The 20,003-nt window shown below is 66.8% G+C and carries 21 protein-coding genes and 1 riboswitch; of the genes, 9 read left to right on the top strand and 12 right to left on the bottom strand.

Going from position 1 to position 20,003, the window contains the following annotated elements; translation table 11 throughout:
* Position 1: 1 nt before the first annotated feature.
* The 11 genes from C6P64_RS07665 to C6P64_RS07615 all read right to left on the bottom strand — a co-directional run bounded on the left by C6P64_RS07665 (position 2) and on the right by C6P64_RS07615 (position 9,988).
* Positions 2–691 (bottom strand): precorrin-8X methylmutase, encoded by a 690-nt coding sequence (locus C6P64_RS07665; RefSeq protein ID WP_105747968.1) that lies wholly within the window; start codon positions 689–691, stop codon positions 2–4.
* Entirely contained in the window at positions 688–1,590 is a 903-nt protein-coding gene (locus C6P64_RS07660) for a sirohydrochlorin chelatase (RefSeq protein ID WP_105747967.1), read from the bottom strand. The genes C6P64_RS07665 and C6P64_RS07660 overlap by 4 nt, the downstream gene beginning before the upstream one ends.
* Positions 1,587–2,378, bottom strand: a complete 792-nt coding sequence (gene cobM / locus C6P64_RS07655) for a precorrin-4 C(11)-methyltransferase (RefSeq protein ID WP_105747966.1) — start codon at positions 2,376–2,378, stop codon at positions 1,587–1,589. Before cobM ends, C6P64_RS07660 begins: the two co-directional genes overlap by 4 nt.
* Positions 2,375–3,259, bottom strand: coding sequence for an energy-coupling factor ABC transporter ATP-binding protein (locus tag C6P64_RS07650; RefSeq protein ID WP_105747965.1), 885 nt, complete (start codon positions 3,257–3,259; stop codon positions 2,375–2,377). The genes cobM and C6P64_RS07650 overlap by 4 nt, the downstream gene beginning before the upstream one ends.
* Complete coding sequence (locus tag C6P64_RS07645) at positions 3,256–3,960, bottom strand: CbiQ family ECF transporter T component (RefSeq protein WP_170073063.1); 705 nt, start codon at positions 3,958–3,960, stop codon at positions 3,256–3,258. Before C6P64_RS07645 ends, C6P64_RS07650 begins: the two co-directional genes overlap by 4 nt.
* 31 nt (positions 3,961–3,991) lie before the next feature.
* Positions 3,992–4,339 carry an energy-coupling factor ABC transporter substrate-binding protein gene (locus tag C6P64_RS07640; RefSeq protein ID WP_105747963.1) on the bottom strand — a complete coding sequence of 116 codons (348 nt, stop codon included), beginning with the start codon at positions 4,337–4,339 and terminating at the stop codon, positions 3,992–3,994.
* On the bottom strand, positions 4,336–5,013 hold the full coding sequence (locus C6P64_RS07635; protein ID WP_105747962.1) for an energy-coupling factor ABC transporter permease: 678 nt from the start codon (positions 5,011–5,013) through the stop codon (positions 4,336–4,338). Before C6P64_RS07635 ends, C6P64_RS07640 begins: the two co-directional genes overlap by 4 nt.
* Before the next feature lie 110 nt (positions 5,014–5,123).
* A riboswitch (cobalamin riboswitch) is annotated at positions 5,124–5,331 on the bottom strand.
* Positions 5,332–5,446: 115 nt separating this feature from the next.
* Entirely contained in the window at positions 5,447–6,535 is a 1,089-nt protein-coding gene (locus C6P64_RS07630) for a LacI family DNA-binding transcriptional regulator (RefSeq protein ID WP_245911667.1), read from the bottom strand.
* Positions 6,536–6,686: 151 nt separating this feature from the next.
* Positions 6,687–7,580, bottom strand: coding sequence for a carbohydrate porin (locus C6P64_RS07625; RefSeq protein WP_170073062.1), 894 nt, complete (start codon positions 7,578–7,580; stop codon positions 6,687–6,689).
* Between the two features lie 291 nt (positions 7,581–7,871).
* Entirely contained in the window at positions 7,872–9,308 is a 1,437-nt protein-coding gene (locus C6P64_RS07620) for a sensor histidine kinase (protein ID WP_105747960.1), read from the bottom strand.
* Positions 9,308–9,988 carry a response regulator transcription factor gene (locus C6P64_RS07615; RefSeq protein WP_105747959.1) on the bottom strand — a complete coding sequence of 227 codons (681 nt, stop codon included), beginning with the start codon at positions 9,986–9,988 and terminating at the stop codon, positions 9,308–9,310. The genes C6P64_RS07620 and C6P64_RS07615 overlap by 1 nt, the downstream gene beginning before the upstream one ends.
* Positions 9,989–10,163: 175 nt before the next feature.
* Here C6P64_RS07615 and C6P64_RS07610 point away from each other — a divergent pair, with 175 nt between their 5' ends.
* From C6P64_RS07610 to mgrA, 5 genes are all read left to right on the top strand, one after another.
* The gene (locus C6P64_RS07610) at positions 10,164–11,426 is read left to right on the top strand and encodes an ABC transporter substrate-binding protein (RefSeq protein ID WP_105747958.1); all 1,263 of its coding nucleotides are present in this window, start codon (positions 10,164–10,166) and stop codon (positions 11,424–11,426) included.
* Positions 11,427–11,429: 3 nt separating this feature from the next.
* Positions 11,430–12,308: a carbohydrate ABC transporter permease gene (locus C6P64_RS07605; protein ID WP_105747957.1), complete on the top strand. Its 879-nt coding sequence runs from the start codon at positions 11,430–11,432 to the stop codon at positions 12,306–12,308.
* The gene (locus C6P64_RS07600; RefSeq protein ID WP_105747956.1) at positions 12,305–13,159 is read left to right on the top strand and encodes a carbohydrate ABC transporter permease; all 855 of its coding nucleotides are present in this window, start codon (positions 12,305–12,307) and stop codon (positions 13,157–13,159) included. Before C6P64_RS07605 ends, C6P64_RS07600 begins: the two co-directional genes overlap by 4 nt.
* A 10-nt stretch (positions 13,160–13,169) precedes the next feature.
* Positions 13,170–14,243, top strand: coding sequence for an ABC transporter ATP-binding protein (locus C6P64_RS07595; protein WP_105747955.1), 1,074 nt, complete (start codon positions 13,170–13,172; stop codon positions 14,241–14,243).
* A 107-nt stretch (positions 14,244–14,350) separates the two neighbouring features.
* Positions 14,351–15,391, top strand: a complete 1,041-nt coding sequence (mgrA, locus tag C6P64_RS07590; protein WP_105747954.1) for an L-glyceraldehyde 3-phosphate reductase — start codon at positions 14,351–14,353, stop codon at positions 15,389–15,391.
* A gap of 25 nt (positions 15,392–15,416) precedes the next feature.
* Here the strand turns inward: mgrA and gntR are convergent, their stop codons facing one another.
* A complete protein-coding gene (gene gntR, locus C6P64_RS07585; protein ID WP_105747953.1) occupies positions 15,417–16,442 on the bottom strand; it encodes an HTH-type transcriptional regulator GntR in 1,026 nt (341 codons plus the stop codon).
* Between the two features lie 186 nt (positions 16,443–16,628).
* On the opposite strand from gntR, the gene C6P64_RS07580 reads away from it, so the two are divergent.
* The 4 genes from C6P64_RS07580 to C6P64_RS07565 are packed head-to-tail and all read left to right on the top strand — an operon-like array spanning position 16,629 to position 19,993.
* Positions 16,629–17,135, top strand: coding sequence for a gluconokinase (locus C6P64_RS07580; protein WP_245911666.1), 507 nt, complete (start codon positions 16,629–16,631; stop codon positions 17,133–17,135).
* A complete protein-coding gene (locus C6P64_RS07575; protein ID WP_105747952.1) occupies positions 17,132–17,632 on the top strand; it encodes a TRAP transporter small permease in 501 nt (166 codons plus the stop codon). Before C6P64_RS07580 ends, C6P64_RS07575 begins: the two co-directional genes overlap by 4 nt.
* 4 nt (positions 17,633–17,636) lie before the next feature.
* Complete coding sequence (locus tag C6P64_RS07570; protein WP_105747951.1) at positions 17,637–18,929, top strand: TRAP transporter large permease; 1,293 nt, start codon at positions 17,637–17,639, stop codon at positions 18,927–18,929.
* Between the two features lie 44 nt (positions 18,930–18,973).
* On the top strand, positions 18,974–19,993 hold the full coding sequence (locus C6P64_RS07565; RefSeq protein WP_105747950.1) for a TRAP transporter substrate-binding protein: 1,020 nt from the start codon (positions 18,974–18,976) through the stop codon (positions 19,991–19,993).
* Positions 19,994–20,003 lie beyond the last annotated feature (10 nt).

The raw sequence follows: 20,003 nt of genomic DNA, 5'->3' as shown, positions 1-20,003 counted from the left end.
GTCAGGCCCGGGTGGATGCCAGGGCTTGCTGACGCGCTTCGGCCAGCGCCAGCAAGGCATGCAGCGCCGCCACCACCAGGGTCGAGCCGCCCTTGCGGCCCCGGATCACGATCCAGGGTACCGCGTCGAGTCCGGCCATCAGGTCTTTCGACTCCGCGGCAGAGACGAAACCCACCGGCATGCCCACCACCAGCGCGGGGCGCACGCCTTCCTCGCGAACCAGGCGCACCAGTTCGATCAAGGCCGTGGGCGCGTTGCCAATGCCCACGATGGCACCGTCGAGCAAGCCCTGGCGCTGGGCCTTGCGCATGGCCTGTACTGCACGGGTGGTGTTTTCGGCCTGGGCCTGGGCAATTACATCGGCGTCGCTGATGAACTGATGGGCGCGCATGCCAAAGTGGGCCAGCCTGGGCGCCGACAGGCCCGAGCAGATCATTTCCACATCGGCTACCACGGGCGTACCGCCGCGCAGCATGGCGGCGATGCCTGCGCTCACTGCCTCGGGGTGGAAGTCGGTCAGGCCGTTGAACTCGAAATCGGCATTGGCATGGATCATGCGCCGCACGATCGGCCACTGGACCTCGCTGTAGCGGCAGGGTCCTGCCTCGGCGTCGATGATCGCGAAGCTGTCGTGCTCGATCGCCTGGCCGGCGCTGGTCAGCTGCTCGGTGACGCTATTGACCGTGCTCATGCCAGGGCCTCCGCCAGGGCGCCCTGCAACACCACCGGGACCGTGTGCTCATGGGTGTGCGCATGGGAGTGCCCATGCCCCAGTTCGTGGGCAATTTCGCGCAAGCTGCAGCCGTCGCAAGGCATCTTGCTCTCGGGCCTGCCGGCTTGAAGGTCCGCAGCGCGCTGCTCCAGCAGCTCGAAGATTTCGGGTTCCAAGCCGAACTGCGTGCCGCAGGCAAAACGCATCTGCGGGTACTGGCCACGCAAGTGTTCCACCTGGCGCTGGATGCGCTGCATCAGGGTACCGGTGTACAGGTAGTACGGCAGCACGATCACCTGCTTCATGCCGAGCAGGGCTTGGCGCTGCACCACCCGTTCCAGCCTGGGGTAGGTGATGCCGGTGAAAGCCAGATCGACCAGCTCGTGGTCGGTTTCTTCCTGCAGCCATCGCGCCATCTTGGCCATGTCGCCGTTGGCGGCACGGTCCGATGAACCACGCCCCAGCAACACCACCCCGGTGGTGGTGGGGTCAGGCATGTCCAGCGCGGCCATGGCCTTGCGCAGGCGACGCTTGAGGATGGCAAGGATCGGATCGCAGGCGGTGAGATGCGGGCCGTACAGGTACTCCACGCCCGGCGCGTGCTCGCGCGCGTGCTCGATCGCCTCCGGGATTTCCATCTTCACATGGCCAGCCGCGTTCAGGATCAAGGGCAGCACCAACACCCGGCGGGCGCCCTGTGCCGCTGCCACAAGGCCATCGTGCAGCGAAGGTGGCGCGAATTCGATGAAGCACAGCTCGATGCGCCAGTCCGGGCGGCGGGTGCGCCACTGCTCGACAAAGGTCTGGATTTCCTGGTTGCCCGATGCCTCGCGGGAGCCATGCCCCACGAGAAGGATGGTGTCTGGTGTGCTGCTCATGCGATGGCCTTTCGGAAACGGTGGGTGAATGCGGGGTCGTACAACTTGGAGCGGACCAGCTGGTCCCAGCCGGCAGCGCCCAGCGTCGGGCTGGCGATGACCATGGCCTGACTGACAATGCCCGCGTCGCGGCAACGCTGCTTGATATCGGCCAGGGTGCCGCGCACGATGCGTTCTTCCCCGGGCCAACTGGCTTTATGAACCACCAGCATGGGCGCAGCGTCAGGCCAGCCGGCGGCCCGCAAACCGGCCTCGACCTTGTGCAGCAAGGTGATCGACAAGAAGATGCACAGCGTCGTGTGATGTGCCGCCAGCGCAGCCAGGTCTTCCCCGGGTGGCATCGGAGTGCGGCCCTCAACGCGTGTGAAGATCACGCTTTGGGTCACTTCAGGCAGAGTCATCGATTCCCCTGCCGCCGCCATCGAAGCCATGGCCGACGACACACCGGGTACCACAGCCCAGGCGATGCCGGCGGCTGTCAATGGCCGAGTCATCTCGATCAAGGCGCCATACAGGGCCGGGTCGCCGGTTTGCAGGCGCACCACCGTCGGGTGTTGCCGCGCTTGTTGCTCCAGCCATTGCGTCATCTCCTCCAGGGTCATGTCCTTGGAGTCCCGAATCAGGCAACCCGCCGGGGCATATCGGGTGGCGGCCTGGTCGACCAGCGAGCCGGCGAACAGCACCGCGCCGGCCTGCTCCAGCAGCCTGCGGCCCTTGACGGTGATGAGTTCCGGGTCGCCGGGGCCGGCGCCCACGAACCAGACGGTGCCGGTAAGAGCGGGGATCATAGGAAGGGGTGCTCTGAAAGGGTGGAAGAAAACGGATGGCAGATGCCAGTGCGGGCGGGAGGCAAGGTGGCCAACAGCGCCTCGACACTGCGTGGCACTGTCTGCGCGGCTAGCCAGCCCCGCTCGGCCAGCGCCGCATGCAGGCGCAGGGCGATAGGCGAGGGTTGTGCTGCATCACGCAAGGCCTCGGTGTGCTTGGGCAGGTCGGAAGCCGGGAATGACGCGATGCAGCGGCCAGCGGCCAGCAGGTGGATGTCGTCAGCCCAGCGATAGGCAAAGTCCACATCGTGCGAAGTCAGCACCACGGTGACTCCCTGGTCGATCAGTCCATCGAGCAAGACCGTCAGCTCATGCTGCATGTCTGCGTCCAGGCCGGCCATCGGCTCGTCGAGCAACAGCACCTGTGGCTGCATGGCCAGCACACCGGCGATGCAGACACGTTTTTTCTGGCCAAAACTCAGCTCGTGCACCGGCCGGTCGACATGCTCGGCCATGCCGACCGCCGTCAGGGCTTGCTCCACAAGCTGCCGTACCTGGTGCAAGTCCAGCCCCAGATTGAGCGGCCCAAACGACACGTCCTCGTACACGTTCGCGGAAAACAGCTGCCGGTCGGGGTTCTGGAACACCAGCCCAACCCCTTGTCGCACCCGCTGCAAGCCCTGGCGCCGGTAGTCGATCGGCTGCCCCTGGAAAAACACCTGGCCGACCTGAGGGCGCAACAGCGCGTTCAGGTGTTGCAGCAAGGTGGTCTTGCCCGCGCCGTTGGCGCCCAGAATGGCGTGCCGGGCCGCAGCGCGCAAACGCAAAAAACAACGCTGCAGGCCAGCACGCCCGTCGGGGTAAACATACCCCACCTCGATCAATTCCAGCACGGCGGTCATACCGACAGTCTCCAGGCCAGCATCAGCAAACCCACCCCGGCGGCACTGCCCAGCGCAATGTGGCGGCCAGTGTGGACAAATAGGGGCGTCAAAAAGCGCAAGCTGCCATCGCTACACCGTGCCTCGGCAGCCGTTTGCAGACCGCGTGCGCGAAACGCCACCTGAGCTGCCAGATTGCTCACCAGCAGACCCATAGAACGCAGCGATCGCACAGGGCTGCTGAAACCCAGCCGGGCCGATTGCGCGGCCAGTGTGTCGCGGCTGGCATCGGCAAACACGAACAGCAAGCGATAGCACAGCACCATCAGATCCAGCAACACCTCTGGGCAGTGCAGCCGGCGCAACAGGGCCAGCAGATGCGACAAGGGCGTGGTGAGCACCAGTGCCAACAAGGCCGACAGCGCCGCCAGGGCACGAGCGCTGGCCATCACAGCCTGCGTCAGCGCGGCGGGATTCAGGCGCAATGCCCAACCCGCCTCGGCAGACCAGGCGACGGAACCGAGCATGGACAGCGCAGACAGCGCCAGGAAACCCAGCGGGGCAGCCGCCACACGTAGGTACCAGACCAGGCGCACGCCAGCACCGAGCCACGCCGCGACGAAGCAGGCCCCCGCCACAGTCAAGGCCGCAGCAGGTGTTTGCGCCAGATAGGCCGCAGCAAGCCCCGCCAGGGCAAAAATGCCTTTGGCTACGGGCGTCACGGCGTACCAGCGGTTGTGGTGCGCCGAGCGCTCAACAATCCACACGAGACTGGATCGGATCAGGCAGGCGAGCCGGCTGAGACTGGCGCAGCTCATGCCGGGTGACCGACACACCGAACCAGTAGCCGATGAAACCAGCCCCCAGGGCCGCTTGCAGGGCAAACAGCAAGGATTCGATCTCGCCGCTGGCCGGCTTCCACAGGGGTTCGAACCAGGTCAAGTAATCCGGCGCCAGGGCCAGGATCATGTCCTGTGCCTGGCTGTCCGAGCCGCTGAACCATTCGGTTCCGGCGGCCGGCTCCATACCGGTCACCCACCACAGCGGAAAGATGATCATACCAAACAAGGTTGCCACTATGAAAAGGTTGGTTTTTTTCATGCCCGGCCTCTCGTCGCATGGAACAGCCGCATCTGGCTCAGTTCATCCGGGTTGTAGCGGCGCAAGGCATTGACGACCAGAACGGTCAGCAAGCCCTCGCTGATGGCCAGCGGGATTTGCGTCAGCGCAAAAATGCCAGCGAACTTGGCCAGCGATCCGGCAAAGCCTCCGACCGGATCGGGAAAGGCCCAGGCCAATTGCAGCGAAGTGGTCAGATAGGTGGCCAGATTGCCCAGGCAGGCCCCCAGGAATACCGCTGCAACCCAGGGCAGTCCCAATAAGCGAGATAGCCGGAACAGGCCATGGGCCACGAACGGGCCGACGATGCCCATGGCAAACAGATTGGCCCCCAGGGTAGTCAATCCACCGTGAGCCAGCAGCAAAGCCTGGAACAGCAACACCACAAAAGCGATCGGCACCATGACCCAGGAACCGAACAGCAAGGCACCCAAACCCACGCCGGTGGGGTGTGAACTGCTGCCAGTGACCGAAGGCAGTTTGAGCGCCGACAGCAGAAAACTGAACGCGGCAGCGACGCCTAGCAACATGCGCCGCTCAGGGTGTTGGCGAATGTCGCGGCGCACCGCATGAAGGCCATAGGCCAAAAAAGGGGTAGCTGCCACCGACCAGCCGAGCGCGTGCTCGAATGGCAGGAAACCTTCCATGATGTGCATTCGAAACCTCCCGTCGAATGTTGAAAAAACACCAAACGGAGGACGAATGCAAACAACAGACCTGAGCGCAGCTAGGCCTGTCGAAGCAGTTTCCCGTCACCCCGGGGAATGGTGCTGACATTTTTCGGGCCGGTATTCTGGCTCGCCTTCATCCTTCTCCGCGCCTTCCCATGTCCGTGAACACAGTGGCAGTGGGCAGAGTCGTCTGGCTTACAGCAGCGGGGGCTGCGCCGGAATGACTGCAATCGCAGTTTCACCGGCTTCCCGTTTAACGTTGCTCATGGATTTGAGTAACGCACCCGAATATTGATCGTAACACGAAAAATCGGGTGGTATTTCAAAGCTCGCAGGAATTTTTGGCGCAATTGCATTGATCCCTGGGGCTGTAGTCTCGACAGGGGCGCAAGCTTCCTGCCCGAGAACGGCGGCTGATTCAAGCCGTGCTGTCGCGTACCACCAGTTCGGCCGGCAGCATCACGGTCCGGCGCGGCTGACCGGCAATCGCCTCGAACAGCAATTCGACCAACGCCCGGCCGGCCACTATCGTCGGCTGGCGCACCGAGGTCAGCGACGGATGGAGATAGGTCGACAGGGTGATGTCGTCGTAGCCCACCACCCGGACATCGCGCGGCACTTCCAGTCCGCGCTCCTGCAGCGCACCGATGAGCGAGATCGCCGCAATGTCCGAGCTCGCGAAGATGGCATCGAAGTCCAGCTTCTGGTCCAGCCACAGGTCGATCACCTGGCGGATGCGCCGGTCACCGAACAGGAAGGGCTGGTGCAGCCGCGGATCGGGCTGCAGGCCGGCCTCGCCCAGGGCGCGCACATAGCCCTGGTAGCGCAGGCCCGCCTCGGGATGGCTGGTGTCGCCGAAGAAGGCGATCCGTCGCGCGCCCTGCAGCAGCAGATGGCGCGTCGCGAGATAGCCGCCGCTGGCGTTGTCGCCGCCCACGGTCGAGTAGAAGGCATCGGGCAGGCAGGCGCCCCAGACCGCCATCGGAATGCCGCGCCTGGCCAGCTCGTTCAGGTAGTCGTGCCAGGTCAGCTGGCCGATCACGATCAGGCCGGCGACCTGGCCGCTGTCGACCATGGCGGCCATCTGGCCCTGGCGCTCCTGGTTCAGCCGGGTCAGCAGCAGGCTCATGCCGCGCTCGTCGAGCGCATCGGCCACCGCACCGAGGATGTTCAGGATGAAGGGGTCCGAGATCGTCTGCATGCTGTCGCCCAGGATGACGATGCCCACGGTCTGGATGTCGCGCTTGCGCAGGTTGGCCGCGCCGACATTGACCTGGTAGTTGAGCGAGCGCGCGAGCTCGGCGATGCGTTCCCGGGTCGCTTCGGGGATCAGCGGGCTGCCGCTCAGCGCGCGTGACACGGTCGAGGCCGAGACGCCCGCCAGGCGCGCGATGTCGGCCATCTGCACCCGGCGCTTGCCGCCCTCGCGCACGGTCGAGGGCGGTGCCTCGGTGCTGGCCTGTTTGATGTCAGTGCTCGGCGGAAGGTTCGAGGATCTGGGAGACATGGCAACGATTATTCCACTTGGACGGCACCCGTCCGGCCCGTGCGGGCAAGCCACGAAAAAAAGCCCGAAGCACAGGCTTCGGGCCAATATCACCCCGAGAAAACTGGATCAGGATCCGCCGTGGTGAACGGCGGACCCAGGCCGATGCCGATCAGAAGGCGTAGTTCAGGCGCACGCGCAGGGCGGTCTTGTCGGCCACCTTGTCGCCCGAAGAGACGCTGATGGCCGGCGTGATGAAGGCGCCCTTGACGCCGAGCAGCGGGAAGCTGTAGGCGGCATAGACGGTATCGATCTTGGTCGCACCGGTCTTGTCCTGGATGTAGCCGATGCCGGCAGGGCCGTAGACCAGGTTGGCACCGACCGAGGAGGCATCCAGGTCGCTGCTCTTGCCGTAGTTGACGTTGACGGCAGCGTCCTTGGCCAGTGCATAGCCTGCCGACAGGCCGTAGCCGGTCTGGTTGCCAGCACCCTTGTCGAACGATTCGAAGCCGGCGCGCAGGGTCAGGTCGCCGGTGTTGTAGACCACCACCGGGCGCACGACCTGCTCGACGACACCGACCTTGTCGCCCTTGTAGTTGATCAGGCCCAGCTCGAAGCGCAGGCCCGGTGCCGCATTCAGGCCCAGTGCGCCGTGGAACTGGCCGTCCTTGAAGCGGCCACGGCCGATGTTGGCCCGATAGCCGACGGGGGCGGCCAGTTCCAGCACGGTGTCCTTGGCGACCGGGAACAGGTCGACGGCTTCGAAGCGGCCGAACTTGAAGTCGGCCGAGGCGTTGCCGAACTGGATCCAGGCGTCGTCGACGGTGGAGTCAGCATTCAGACCCAGCAGCAGGCTGGCGCGGGCGTTGACGAAGTTCTCGCCCTGCTTGAGCAGTTCGGCATTCGCGTTCACCTCGATGCGGCCGCCGGAGTTGAAGCTGTCGCTGGCCGCATTGATGCTGGTGGTGTCGCCTTCGAAGTTGGCATCGAACTTGACTTCGGCATGGGCAACAGCGGCAGCGGCACAGAGGGCAGCCGCAGCGGCCAGCTTGAAGGTCTTGGACATTAGGGTCTCCAGTGAATGTTGTTGATGTGGCAATCGCCAGCTGGCCTCCCAGGAGTAGGCTAGTCCCTGCATTACAGGGCTCCCAGGAACCGGCAGCGATTGAATTTCAACATTCATGCAATCGCTTGCATGGAGGGGAAAACCCTAAAAAACAGGTTGTTACCATTTTGTAACCGTGTTTTTCAACGAAAAAACAACAGATTATTGAAATTCAGTGCAAACGTTTGCTCTCCTGCATGCGAGCCGGCCCCGCCATGGTCGGGCCGGCGCGGCCGGTGGCCGTTGTCCCGCTCAGTGCTCGTGCGCCAGCGGCAGGCGGATGCGCACGCGCAGGCCTTGCGGCTCGACCGGCTCCAGGCTGACCTGGCCGTCGTGGCGCTCGACGATCTCCTTGACGATCGCCAGCCCCAGGCCGCAGCCATTGCCCGCCTCGGTCGCGCGCACGAAGCGGCCAAAGACGCGCTCGCGGTCCGCCTCGGCCAGGCCAGGACCGTTGTCCTCCACGCTCAGGCAGGCCCAGCCGTCGGCGACCTGGACGCCGACCGTGACGGCGGCTCCCGGGCCGGCATAGCGCAGCGCGTTGTCGATCAGGTTCGAGAGCGCCTCGCGCAGCAGCAGCTCCTCGCCCTGCACCCGGACCGGGGCCAGGGCGGTCTCGTCGAGCCCCAGGTCGATGCCGGCGCGCAGGGCGCGCGGCACCAGCTCGGCGGTGAGCTGCCTGGCCATGGCCAGCAGCTCAACCGGGCGCCGCTGCGGCAGGCTGGCGCCCCCGGGCTCGGCGCGCGCCAGGGTCAGCAGTTGCGACACCAGGTGGGCGCTGCGCGTGGCCCCTTCATGCACCCGCTGCAGGCGGGCGCGCAAGTCGGGATCGCTGGCCGACTGCAGCGCCAGCTCGGTCTGGCTCTTGAGTCCGGCCAGCGGGGTACGCAGCTGGTGCGCGGCGTCGCCGATGAAGCGCTTCTGTGCCTCCACGCTGCGCTGCACCTCGGCCAGCAGGGTGTTGATCGCGCCGGCCAGCGACCATAGCTCGCGCGGCGCCGAATCCAGCTGCAGCGGTGCCAGGTCGGCCGGCGCCCTGCCCTCGACTTGCTGGCGCAAGCGCGTCAGCGGCGCCAGTCCAGCCCGGATGCCGAGCCAGACGATCAGCGTCATCAGCAAAATCAGGCTCGAGAGCGGCAGCAGCATGTCGACCAGGATGCGCTGCGCCAGCTGCTCGCGGTTGGCATGGCTGCGCGCGACCTGGACCAGCAGGGTCTGGGGCCGGCCATCGACCGCTTCGCCCAGGCTCAGGTGCAGCGCGACCACCCGCACCCGCTGCTCCTCGCGCCCCGCCAGCGGCAGCTGGGCATCGTAGAAATAGGGCTGGCCCAGCGGCAAGGCCTGGCCCGGGAGCAGCGGCGGCGGTGGCAAGCCGGGATTTCCCAGTATGAACAAGCCCGGCGGCTGGCTGACCCGGTAGAGCAAGGGGTCGGCCGGATCGGCCTCGAGGATGTCCTGTGCCGCCTTGGGAAAGTCGATCAGCAGCCCGGTCCCGATCGGCTTGAGCTGGCGCGCCAGCGAACGGCTGGCCTGCAGCAGGCTGGAATCGATCGCCTCGTTGGCGTAGCCGGCGGCGAAGCGGTAGGCCGCCACCCCACCGGCCATCCAGAGCACCAGCTGGGGCAGCAGCACCCACAGCAGCAGGGTACGCGACAGGCTGGGCCCGCGCCCGGGCCCCGGCCCCGCCATCAGGCGTTGCCTTCCTGCTCGAGCAGATAGCCCAGGCCGCGCACCGTCAGGATGGCCAGCGCGCTGCCCTCGAGCTTGCGCCGCAGGCGGTGGATGTAGACCTCGATCGTGTTGCCGCCGCCCGGCTCGCCGCCCTCGGCGCCCCAGGCCTTGGCAATCTCCTCCTTGGTCACGACCTTGCCGCTCTGGCGCAGCAGCAGTTGCAGCAGGTCGAACTCGCGTCCGCTGAGTTCCAGCGTCTCTCCCGCCAGCGTGGCGCGGCGGCGCTCGGGATCGAGGAGGAGCTGGCGGCATTCGATCGCCGCCGGCACCGGCTGGGGCCGCACCCGACGCAGGATGGCCTGCAGGCGGGCCAGCAGCTCGGGCAGGTCGAAGGGCTTGGTCACATAGTCGTCGGCGCCTGCCTGCAGCCCCTCGACCCGCTGCTCGAGCGCGTCGCGCGCCGTCAGCAGCAGCACCGGCAGTTGCCGCGCGCTCTGGCGCAGCTGCCGCAGCACGCTCAGCCCGTCGAGCATGGGCATGCCGATGTCGAGCACCGCGATGTCGAAGGCCTGCTTGTCGAGCAGGTATTGCGCCACCGCCCCGTTGGGTGCGTGCTCGACCTCGTAGCCCGCACTCTGCAGCTGGGCGATCAGGGCATCGGACAGGATGGGGTCGTCTTCGGCGAGCAGCAACTTCATGCGGCGAGCTTAACGGATGGCCTGGTAACTGCAGGACAGGCCAGGGCACATAGGGTTACACCGAATATTAAATCAGTCAGGGTTAATTAATATTGCGGCGTTTCGTTCAGAAACATTAACGAGCGTCGGCCGCATCCAGCCTGGAAGCCTGGCGCGATTTCCTAGGAGACAAGAGATGAATCCCCATACCGTCACATCCCTCAAGCGCACCGTCGTTGCCGCCCTGGCCGTCTGCGCCGCCGCATCGGCCATGGCCGGCGAGGTCGAGGTCCTGCACTGGTGGACCGCCGGCGGCGAGGCCAAGGCGGCCGCCGCGCTCAAGGAGCAGCTGCAGGCCCAGGGCCACAGCTGGAAGGACTTCGCGGTCGCCGGTGGTGGTGGCGACAACGCCATGACCGTGCTGAAGTCGCGCGTCGTCTCGGGCAACGCACCGGCCGCGGCCCAGATCAAGGGCCCCTCGCTGCAGGAATGGGCGGCCGAAGGCGTGCTGGCCAACATCGACGATGTCGCCAAGGCCGAGCAATGGGACAAGCTGCTGCCCAAGGTGGTCAGCGACGCGATGAAGTACAAGGGCAACTACATCGCGGTGCCGGTCAACGTGCACCGCGTCAACTGGCTGTGGGCCAATCCCGAGGCCTTCAAGAAGGCCGGCGCCAAGCTGCCGAGCAACTGGGACGAGTTCTTCGTCGCGGCCGAGGCGCTCAAGAAGGCCGGCGTGATCCCGGTCGCGCATGGCGGCCAGAACTGGCAGGACTTCACCACCTTCGAGAGCGTCGCACTCGGCCTGGGTGGCGCGGAGTTCTACCAGAAGGCCCTGGTCAAGCTGGACCCGGCCGCGCTCAACGGCCCGACCATGACCAAGGTGCTCGAGACCTTCAAGAAGGTCAAGAGCTACACCGACCGCAACGCGCCGGGCCGCGACTGGAACCTGGCCACCGCGATGGTGATCAAGGGCGAGGCCGGCATGCAGCTGATGGGCGACTGGGCCAAGGGCGAGTTCATCGCCGCTGGCAAGAAGCCGGGCAAGGACTTCGCCTGCGTCGCCGCTCCGGGCAGCGCCAAGGCCTTCACCTTCAACGTCGACTCGTTCGCGCTGTTCAAGCTCAAGAACGAAGCCAACGTCAAGGCGCAAAAGGACCTGGCCGCCGCCATCATGTCGCCGCAGTTCCAGGAAGTGTTCAACCTGAACAAGGGCTCGATCCCGGTGCGGCTGAACATGGACCTGGCCAAGTTCGATGACTGCGCCAAGTCCAGCGCCGCCACCTTCGTCGAGTCGGCCAAGTCCGGCGCTCTGGTGCCCTCGGTCGCGCACGGCATGGCAGTCCCGGCCGCCGCGGCTGGCGCGATCCAGGACGCCGTCAGCCAGTTCTGGAACGACGACAAGATGAGCGTCGCGGCCGCCCAGGCCAAGATCGCCGCCGCCGCCAAGACCAAGTAAGCCATGACCGCCACCACCCGCTCCTCCGGCCCCTGGTTGCCCAGGCTGGTCGTTGCGCCCAGCTTCCTGCTGTCGCTGCTGTTCATCTACGGCCTGATGGCCTGGAACGGCTACCTGTCGATGTCGGCCTCGCGCATCCTGCCCAACTACGACTTCGTCGGGCTGGCCCAGTACCAGGCCTTGTTCGACAATGAACGCTTCCGGGTCGCCATGGTCAACCTGGCGATATTCGGCCTGCTGTTCATCGGCGGCGCGATGGGGGTGGGCGTGGTGCTGGCGGTCCTGCTCGACCAGAAGGTGCGCGGCGAAGGCCTGCTGCGCACCATCTACCTCTACCCGATGGCGATCTCCTTCATCGTCACCGGCACCGCCTGGAAATGGATGCTCAACCCGGGCCTGGGCCTGGAGCACCTGATGCACCAGTGGGGCTTCGAGAACTTCAGCTTCGACTGGCTGATCAACCCGGACATGGCGATCTACTGCGTCGTGATCGCCGGCGTCTGGCAGAGCGCGGGCTTCGTGATGGCGCTGTTCCTGGCGGCGCTGCGTGGCATCGACGACTCCATCATCAAGGCGGCCCAGGTCGATGGTGCCAGCCTGCCGCGCATCTACTGGAGCATCATCCTGCCCAGCCTGCGCCCGGTGTTCTTCAGCACCCTGCTGGTGGTCAGCCACCTGGCGATCAAGAGCTTCGACCTGGTGATGGCGCTGACCGCGGGCGGCCCGGGCTTCGCGACCGACCTGCCGGCCACCTTCATGTATGCCCATGCCTTCACGCGCGGCCAGATCGGCCTCGGTGCCGCCAGCGCGACCGTGATGCTGGCCACCGTCGCGGCCATCGTCGTGCCCTACCTCTATTCGGAACTGCGAGCCAAGCGATGAACCGACTCACCTTTCACCGCCTGCTGCTGTGGGCCGTCCTGCTGGTCTTCGCGGCCTGGTTCCTGACCCCGCTCTACGTGATGGTCGTGACCTCGCTCAAGGATGCCGAGCAGCTGCGCGTCGGCCACCTGCTGAGCCTGCCGAGCGCGCCGACGCTGGACGCCTGGAGCAAGGCCTGGAGCAGCGCCTGCACCGGCGTGCAGTGCGAGGGCCTGCGGCCCTTCTTCTGGAACTCGGTCGTCACGGTGGTGCCGGCGGTGCTGGTCTCGACCCTGCTCGGCGCGCTCAACGGCTATGTGCTGTCGAAGTGGAAGTTCCGCGGCAGCGAGACCCTGTTCGCCTTCATGCTGTTCGGTGTCTTCATGCCGATGCAGGTGGTGCTGCTGCCGATGAGCCAGGTGCTGGGCTGGCTCGGCATCGCCAGCTCGGTCTGGGGCCTGATCCTGGTCCATGTGCTGGCCGGCATCCCGTCGACCACGCTGTTCTTCCGCAACTACTACGTCGGCCTGCCCGACGAGCTGATCAAGGCCGCGATGCTCGACGGCGCCAGCTTCTGGCAGATCTTCTGCCGCATCGTGCTGCCGCTGTCGACCCCGATCCTGGTCGTGACCCTGATCTGGCAGTTCACCAACATCTGGAACGACTTCCTCTACGGCGTGGTGTTCTCGGGCGCCGACAGCAAGCCGATCACGGTCGGCCTGAACAACCTGGCCAACACCAGCAGCAGCGTCAAGGAATACCACGTCGACATGGCCGCCGCGCTGATCGCCGCCGCGCCCACGCTGTTCGTCTACATCGTCGCAGGCAAGTTTTTCGTGCGTGGCCTGACCGCCGGCGCCGTCAAGGGATAAAGGAGACATCATGGGCGCACTCGCCATCCGCAACGTTCACAAGTCCTACAACGACACCACCCATATCCTCAAGGGCATCGACCTCGAGATCGAGGCCGGCGAATTCCTGATCCTGGTCGGGCCCTCGGGCTGCGGCAAGTCCACCCTGCTGGGCATGATCGCCGGCCTGGACAGCCCGAGTTCGGGCTCGATCCACATCGGCGAGCGCGACGTCACGAACCTGCCGAGCAAGGACCGCGACATCGCGATGGTGTTCCAGAGCTACGCGCTGTACCCGAACATGAGCGTGGCGCAGAACATCGCCTTCGGCCTGGAGATCCGCAAGGTGCCCAAGCCCGAGCGCGAGGCCGCGGTGCAGCGCGTCGCGCAGATGCTGCAGATCGGCCACCTGCTCGACCGCAAGCCGGGCCAGCTCTCGGGCGGCCAGCGCCAGCGCGTCGCGATGGGCCGCGCCCTGGCGCGCGATCCCAAGCTGTTCCTGTTCGACGAGCCGCTGTCCAACCTCGACGCCAAGCTGCGCGTCGAGATGCGCGCCGAGATCAAGCAGCTGCACCAGCGTACCCGCACCACCACCGTCTACGTCACCCACGACCAGGTCGAGGCGATGACGCTGGGCGACCGCATCGCGGTCATGAAGGACGGCCTGGTGCAGCAGTTCGGCAGCCCGGCCGACATCTACCGCCGCCCGGCCAACCGCTTCGTGGCCGAGTTCATCGGCTCGCCGGCGATGAACATGGTCGATGCCAGCTGCCACGGCGGCGTGGTGGCGGCGCACGGGGTCGAGCTCGAGCTGACCGCGCGCCAGCGCGCCGCGCTCTCGGTGCGCGGCGACGGCGACCTGGTCTACGGCCTGCGCCCCGAGGACATCAAGCTGGCCGACGCCGGCCTGCCGGGCGAACTGACCATGATCGAGCCGACCGGCCCCGAGACCTATGCCACGGTCGACACGGCGGTCGGTTCGCTGACCGCGCGCATCCCGGGCCTGCTGGCAGCGCAGGTCGGCGACCGCGTCCAGCTGCAATGGTCGGCCGAGGATGCCCACCTGTTCGACCGCGCCAGCGGCGACCGCGTGGCCGGCAGCTGACAAGCGGCAACTGCCACGATCGAACCGATGACGAAACGGAGGGCTGCAAGCTCGGCACCGGCCGAGGCGACACTGTAGCCCTCCTCATCCTTGTGAAAGAACGCTCGATGTATTCAGCCTCGTCCTCGCGCTACGACCACATGAGCTACCGCCGCTGCGGCCGCAGCGGCCTGCAGCTGCCGGCGATCACGCTCGGCCTGTGGCACAACTTCGGCGACAGCACGCCGTTCGAGACCCAGCGCGCGATGCTGCGCACGGCCTTCGACCTCGGCATCACCCATTTCGACCTGGCCAACAACTATGGCCCGCCCTACGGCAGCGCCGAGACGAACTTCGGCGAGCACCTGCGGCGCGACTTCAAGCCCTACCGCGACGAGCTCATCATCTCGACCAAGGCCGGCTGGGACATGTGGCCCGGGCCCTACGGCCAAGGCGGCGGCTCGCGCAAGTATCTGCTCGCCAGCCTGGACCAGAGCCTCAAGCGGATGGGGCTGGACTATGTCGACATCTTCTACTCGCACCGCTTCGACCCCGACACCCCGCTGGAGGAGACCTGCGGCGCGCTGGCCAGCGCGGTGCAGCAGGGCAAGGCGCTCTACGTCGGCATCTCCAGCTACTCGGCCGGCAAGACGCGCGAGGCCGCCGCGTTGCTGCGTGCCATGGGCGTGCCGCTGTTGATCCACCAGCCCTCCTACAGCCTGCTCAACCGCTGGATAGAGGAGGATCTGCTCGACATGCTCGAGCAGCAAGGCCTGGGCTGCATCGCGTTCAGCCCGCTGGCCCAGGGCCTGCTGACCGGCAAGTACCTGGCTGGCGTGCCGCAGGACGCGCGCATCAACCGTCCCGGCGGCGGCTCGTTCACGGCCGAGCACCTGAGCGAGCAGAACCTGGCCCATGTGCGCGCCCTGAACGGGATCGCACAGGCGCGTGGCCAGAGCCTGGCGCAGATGGCGGTGGCCTGGGTGCTGCGCCACCCCGAGATGAGCTCGGCCCTGATCGGGGCCAGCCGCCCGGAGCAGATCACCGAGCTGGTCGGCGCGCTGCAGAACCTGGCCTTCAGCGCCGAGGAGCTGGCGGCGATCGACCAGCATGCGGTCGACGGCGGCATCAACCTCTGGCAGCGGCCCTCGACCGACCTGCGGCCCTGAGGCCTGCCCGCGCACGGCCAGCCATTCAGCTGCTGCCGCGCACGATCAGCTCGTAGCCCAGGTCCTCGCAGGGCCTGGCCACCGGCTGGCCTGCCATCAAGGCCAGCAGCATGCGCGCGGCCGCGCTGCCGATTTCGGCGCGTGGCGTGCGTACCGTGGTCAGGGGCGGCAGCATCTGGTCGCTGCCGGTCAGGTCGTTGAAGCCCGCGACCGCGACCCGGCCCGGCACGGCCAGCCCCAGGCGCAAGGCCGCCAGCAGCGCGCCCTGGGCCAGGTCGTCGTTGTTGAAGAAGACGGCGTCGATGTCAGGGTCCTGCGCCAGCAGGCGCTCGAACATCGCACCGCCCAGGCCGATCGAGGACGGCGCCGGGTCCAGCCATTCGAGTGTCGGCTGGTACAGGCCGACCGCCTCGAGCTCGCGCCGCCAGCCGGCCAGCCGCTGCATGGTGCGCGGGTCGAGCTGGGCCGCGGCAAAGGCAATGCGCCGGCGGCCACGATCGAGCAGATGGCGGGTCATGGCGGCGCCGGCGTCCTGCTGCGAGAAGCCCACGCAATGCAGGCCTGGCTGTTCGGAGGCGTCCATCAGGTGCACGCAAGGCACGCCGCTGCGCTCGATCAGCGCGCGCGTGGCCTCGCTGCGCTCGAGCCCGGTCACCAGCAGCCCGGCCGGACGGTGCAGCAGTTGCTCGCGCAGCAGCTGCTCCTCCTCGAGTGGATCGTAGTGGGTGATGCCGATCAGGGTCTGGTAGCCGGCCGGGCGCAAGGTGCGCTGCACCGCCTCCAGCAGGTCGACGAACAGGGCGTTGGACAGCAGCGGAATCAGCACCGTGACATGGCTGCTGTGACGCGAGGCAAGCGCGCGCGCGGCCGGATCGGGCAGATAGCCCAGCGCCTCGACCGCCGCCTTGACGCGCTCGACCAGCTGCGGGTCGACCGCGCGCTCGCCGCGCAGCGCGCGCGAGGCGGTCATCAGGCTGACGCCGGCATGCCGGGCCACGTCGGCCAGGGTGATGCGCCCGGTGGCGCGGGAACGGGAAGCAGGCTGGCTCATGATAAGGGTAAACCCCAGGCTGGATGTCGTTCGAAAGTCGATAGGATAGCGCTATCCGACGGCAAGCCCGCAGAAAAAATTCACGCCGGTCGCCTCCAGCCCTCACGGCTGGCCTGTGACCATCGCTGATGGATCTTTTCCGGCTTGCCGTTTCTTTTAACCTGAACGAGATAGCGCTATCCCAACATGAGCCACCAGATCGTCATCATGGGCGTGGCCGGCTGCGGCAAGTCCAGCCTGGCCGCGCTCGTCGCACAGACCCAGGGCCTGAGCCTGATCGAGGGCGACGACTTCCACAGCGCCGACAGCCGCGCCAAGATGAGCCAGGGCATCGCGCTGACCGATGCCGACCGCGAGGGCTGGCTCAGCCGGCTTGGCGAGGAACTGCGTCAGCACGCGGACGGCGCCGTGTTGAGCTGCTCGGCGCTCAAGCGCCAGTACCGCGAGCGGCTGCGTGCCGCCGCGCCTGGACTGCGCTTCGTCTTCCTCGAGATCGACCGCGAGCAGGCACAGCAGCGCGTGACCGCGCGCGCGCCGCAGCATTTCTTCTCCACCCGCCTGGTCGACAGCCAGTTCGCCACGCTCGAGTCGCCGCTCGGGGAAGAGCGGGTGCTGCGCCTCGACGCCACCGCCCCATTGGCACGACTGCAAGCCGAGGTCGATGCCTGGCTCAAGCAAGGAGAGACGGCATGAGCCCCGCTACCCCTGCCCCGCGCCTGCAAAAGCTGGCCCAGTTCGCCATGGCCGCGTGCCTGGGCGTGATGGCGGTCGCGGTGTTCGTCAACGTCGTGCTGCGTTACGGCTTCGGCAGCGGCGTGGCCGCCAGCGAGGAACTGTCGCGCCTGCTGTTCGTCTGGATGGTCTTCATCGGCGCGACCGCCGCCTATCCCGTCGGCGAGCACATGGCGTTCACCAGCCTGATCGGCCTGCTCAAGGGCCGCCGGACCGCGCTGCGGCTGGCGACCGCCGTGATCCGGCTGCTGGTCGTGGCCGCAGCGGCCCTGCTGGCCCATGGCGCCTGGCAGCAGGTCGCAGTCGGCCTCGACAGCCATTCGGTGGTGCTGGGCTACCCGACCGCGCTGCTGCCGCTGCCGGCCTTCCTGAGCGCCCTCGCGATCGGCGTGATGGCACTGATCGAATTGTTCAAGTGCAAGCCGCTGGACCTGGGCCACGGCGTCGATGTGGAGTAACAGCATGAGCCCCGAAGGATTGGCCTTTATCGTGTTCGTCGGCGGCATGCTGCTGCTGATGGGCATAGGCATGAACATGGCGCTCGCGCTGGTGCTGACCGGCGCCGGCATGGCCTGGGTGCTGGATTTCTGGGACACCCAGCTACTGGCGCAGAACCTGGTCGCCGGCATCGACAGCTTTCCGCTGCTGGCGGTGCCCTTCTTCATCCTGGCTGGCGAGCTGATGAACTCGGGCGGCATCAGCCGGCGCATCATCTCGATGGCGCAGGCCTGGGTCGGCCATATCCATGGCGGCCTCGGCTTCGTCGCGATCGGCGCCGCGGTGCTGATGGCCAGCATGAGCGGCTCGGCGCTGGCCGACACCGCCGCGCTCGCCACCATCCTACTGCCGATGATGCGGCAGCAGGGCTACCCGATGAACACCTCGGCCGGACTGATCGCCTCGGGCGGCATCATCGCGCCGATCATCCCGCCGTCGATGCCGTTCGTGATCTATGGCGTGACGACCAATACCTCGATCTCGGCGCTGTTCCTGTCCGGCATCGTGCCTGGCATCCTGATGGGGGCTGGCCTGATCCTGACCTGGAAGCTGATGCTGCGCCGCATCCAGCTGCCCGCGGGCGATCCGTTGCCCCTGTCCGAGCGCCTGCGCATCACGGCCAAGGCCTTCTGGGCGCTGCTGATGCCGCTGATCATCATCGGCGGCATGAAGAGCGGCATTTTCACGCCGACCGAGGCGGCGGTGGTCGCGGCCTTCTACGCCCTGTTCGTCGCGCTCTTCGTCCACCGCGAGATGAAGCTGGCCGAGCTCGGCCCGGTGCTGGTGCGCGCGGCCAAGACCACCGCGATCGTGATGTTCCTGTGCGCCGGCGCCCAGGTCGCGAGCTACATGATCACGCTGGCCGACCTGCCCGGCGTGCTGACCGGCTGGCTGGGCCCGCTGGTCGACAGCCCGCGCCTCCTGATGACGGTGATGATGCTCGCGCTGGTGCTGATCGGCACCGCGCTCGACCTGACGCCGACCATCCTGATCTTCGCGCCGGTGATGCTGCCGATCGCGGTCAAGGCCGGCATCGATCCGGTCTACTTCGGCCTGATGTTCGTGCTCAACGGCGCCATCGGCCTGATCACGCCGCCGGTCGGCACGGTGCTCAACGTGGTCGCGGGCGTCGGGCGGCTGTCGCTGCACCAGGTGATCAAGGGCGTCAATCCCTTCTTGCTGACCTATGTGCTGCTGCTCGCGCTCTTCGTCGTGTTCCCCCAGATCGTGACCGCGCCCGTGGCGTGGATGCGTTAACCGTTCAAACCTCGCCAGAATTGGCTTTCCCCCAGGAGACCCCCATGACTATCTTCCGTCGCACCCTCGTGACCACGGCCGCCGCGCTCGCGCTGGCAGCGCCTTTCATGGCCCAGGCGCAGGACTTCAAGCCGCGCCTGATCCGCTTCGGCTACGGCCTCAACGAGCAGAGCAACCAGGGCCGCGCGGCCAAGCTGTTCGCCGAGCAGGTCGAGAAGGCCTCGGGCGGCAAGATGCGGGTGCGCGCGATCGGCGCCGCCGCGCTCGGTCCCGACACCCAGATGCAGCAGGCGCTGATCGGCGGCGCGCAGGAGATGATGGTCGGCTCGACCGCCACCCTGGTCGGCATCAGCAAGGAAATGGCGCTGTGGGACACGCCCTTCCTGTTCAACAACGCCAAGGAGGCCGATGCCCTGCTCGACGGCCCGGTCGGCGACAAGGTGAGGGCCAAGCTGCAGGACAAGGGCCTGGTCGGCCTGGTCTACTGGGAGAACGGCTTTCGCAACCTGACCAACAGCAAGCGCCCGATCAACAAGATGGAGGACCTCAACGGCATCAAGTTGCGCGTGATGCAGAACAACGTCTTCCTCGACAGCTTCAAGACCCTGGGCACCAACGCCGTGCCGCTGGCCTTCTCGGAGCTGTTCGGTGCGCTCGAGACCGGTACCGTCGACGGCCAGGAAAACCCGTTCAACACCATCCTGTCGAGCAAGTTCTACGAGGTGCAGAAGTACCTGACCGTGACCAACCATGTCTACAGCCCGTGGATCGTGCTGGTCAGCAAGAAATGGTGGGACGGCCTGTCGGCGGCCGAGCAGAAGGTGCTGATGGATGCCGCCAAGGCCAGCCGCGACTTCGAGCGCCAGGACACGCGCCAGGAGGCCTCGGGCGCCGTCGCCGAACTCAAGAAGAAGGGCATGCAGGTCAACGAGCTGTCGCCGGCCGAGGCCGCCCGCATGCGCAGCAGCCTGACCCGCGTCTACGCCGGGATCGGCGCCAGCGTCGGCATGGAGCTCTGGAACGAGACCCAGGCCGAACTCGCCAAGCTGCGCGGCAAGAAGTGAGACCTGCGCC

Source organism: Malikia granosa (assembly GCF_002980595.1).
Taxonomy (GTDB): Bacteria; Pseudomonadota; Gammaproteobacteria; order Burkholderiales; family Burkholderiaceae_C; genus Malikia; species Malikia granosa.
This window is presented reverse-complemented; position numbering and strand designations above follow the sequence as displayed.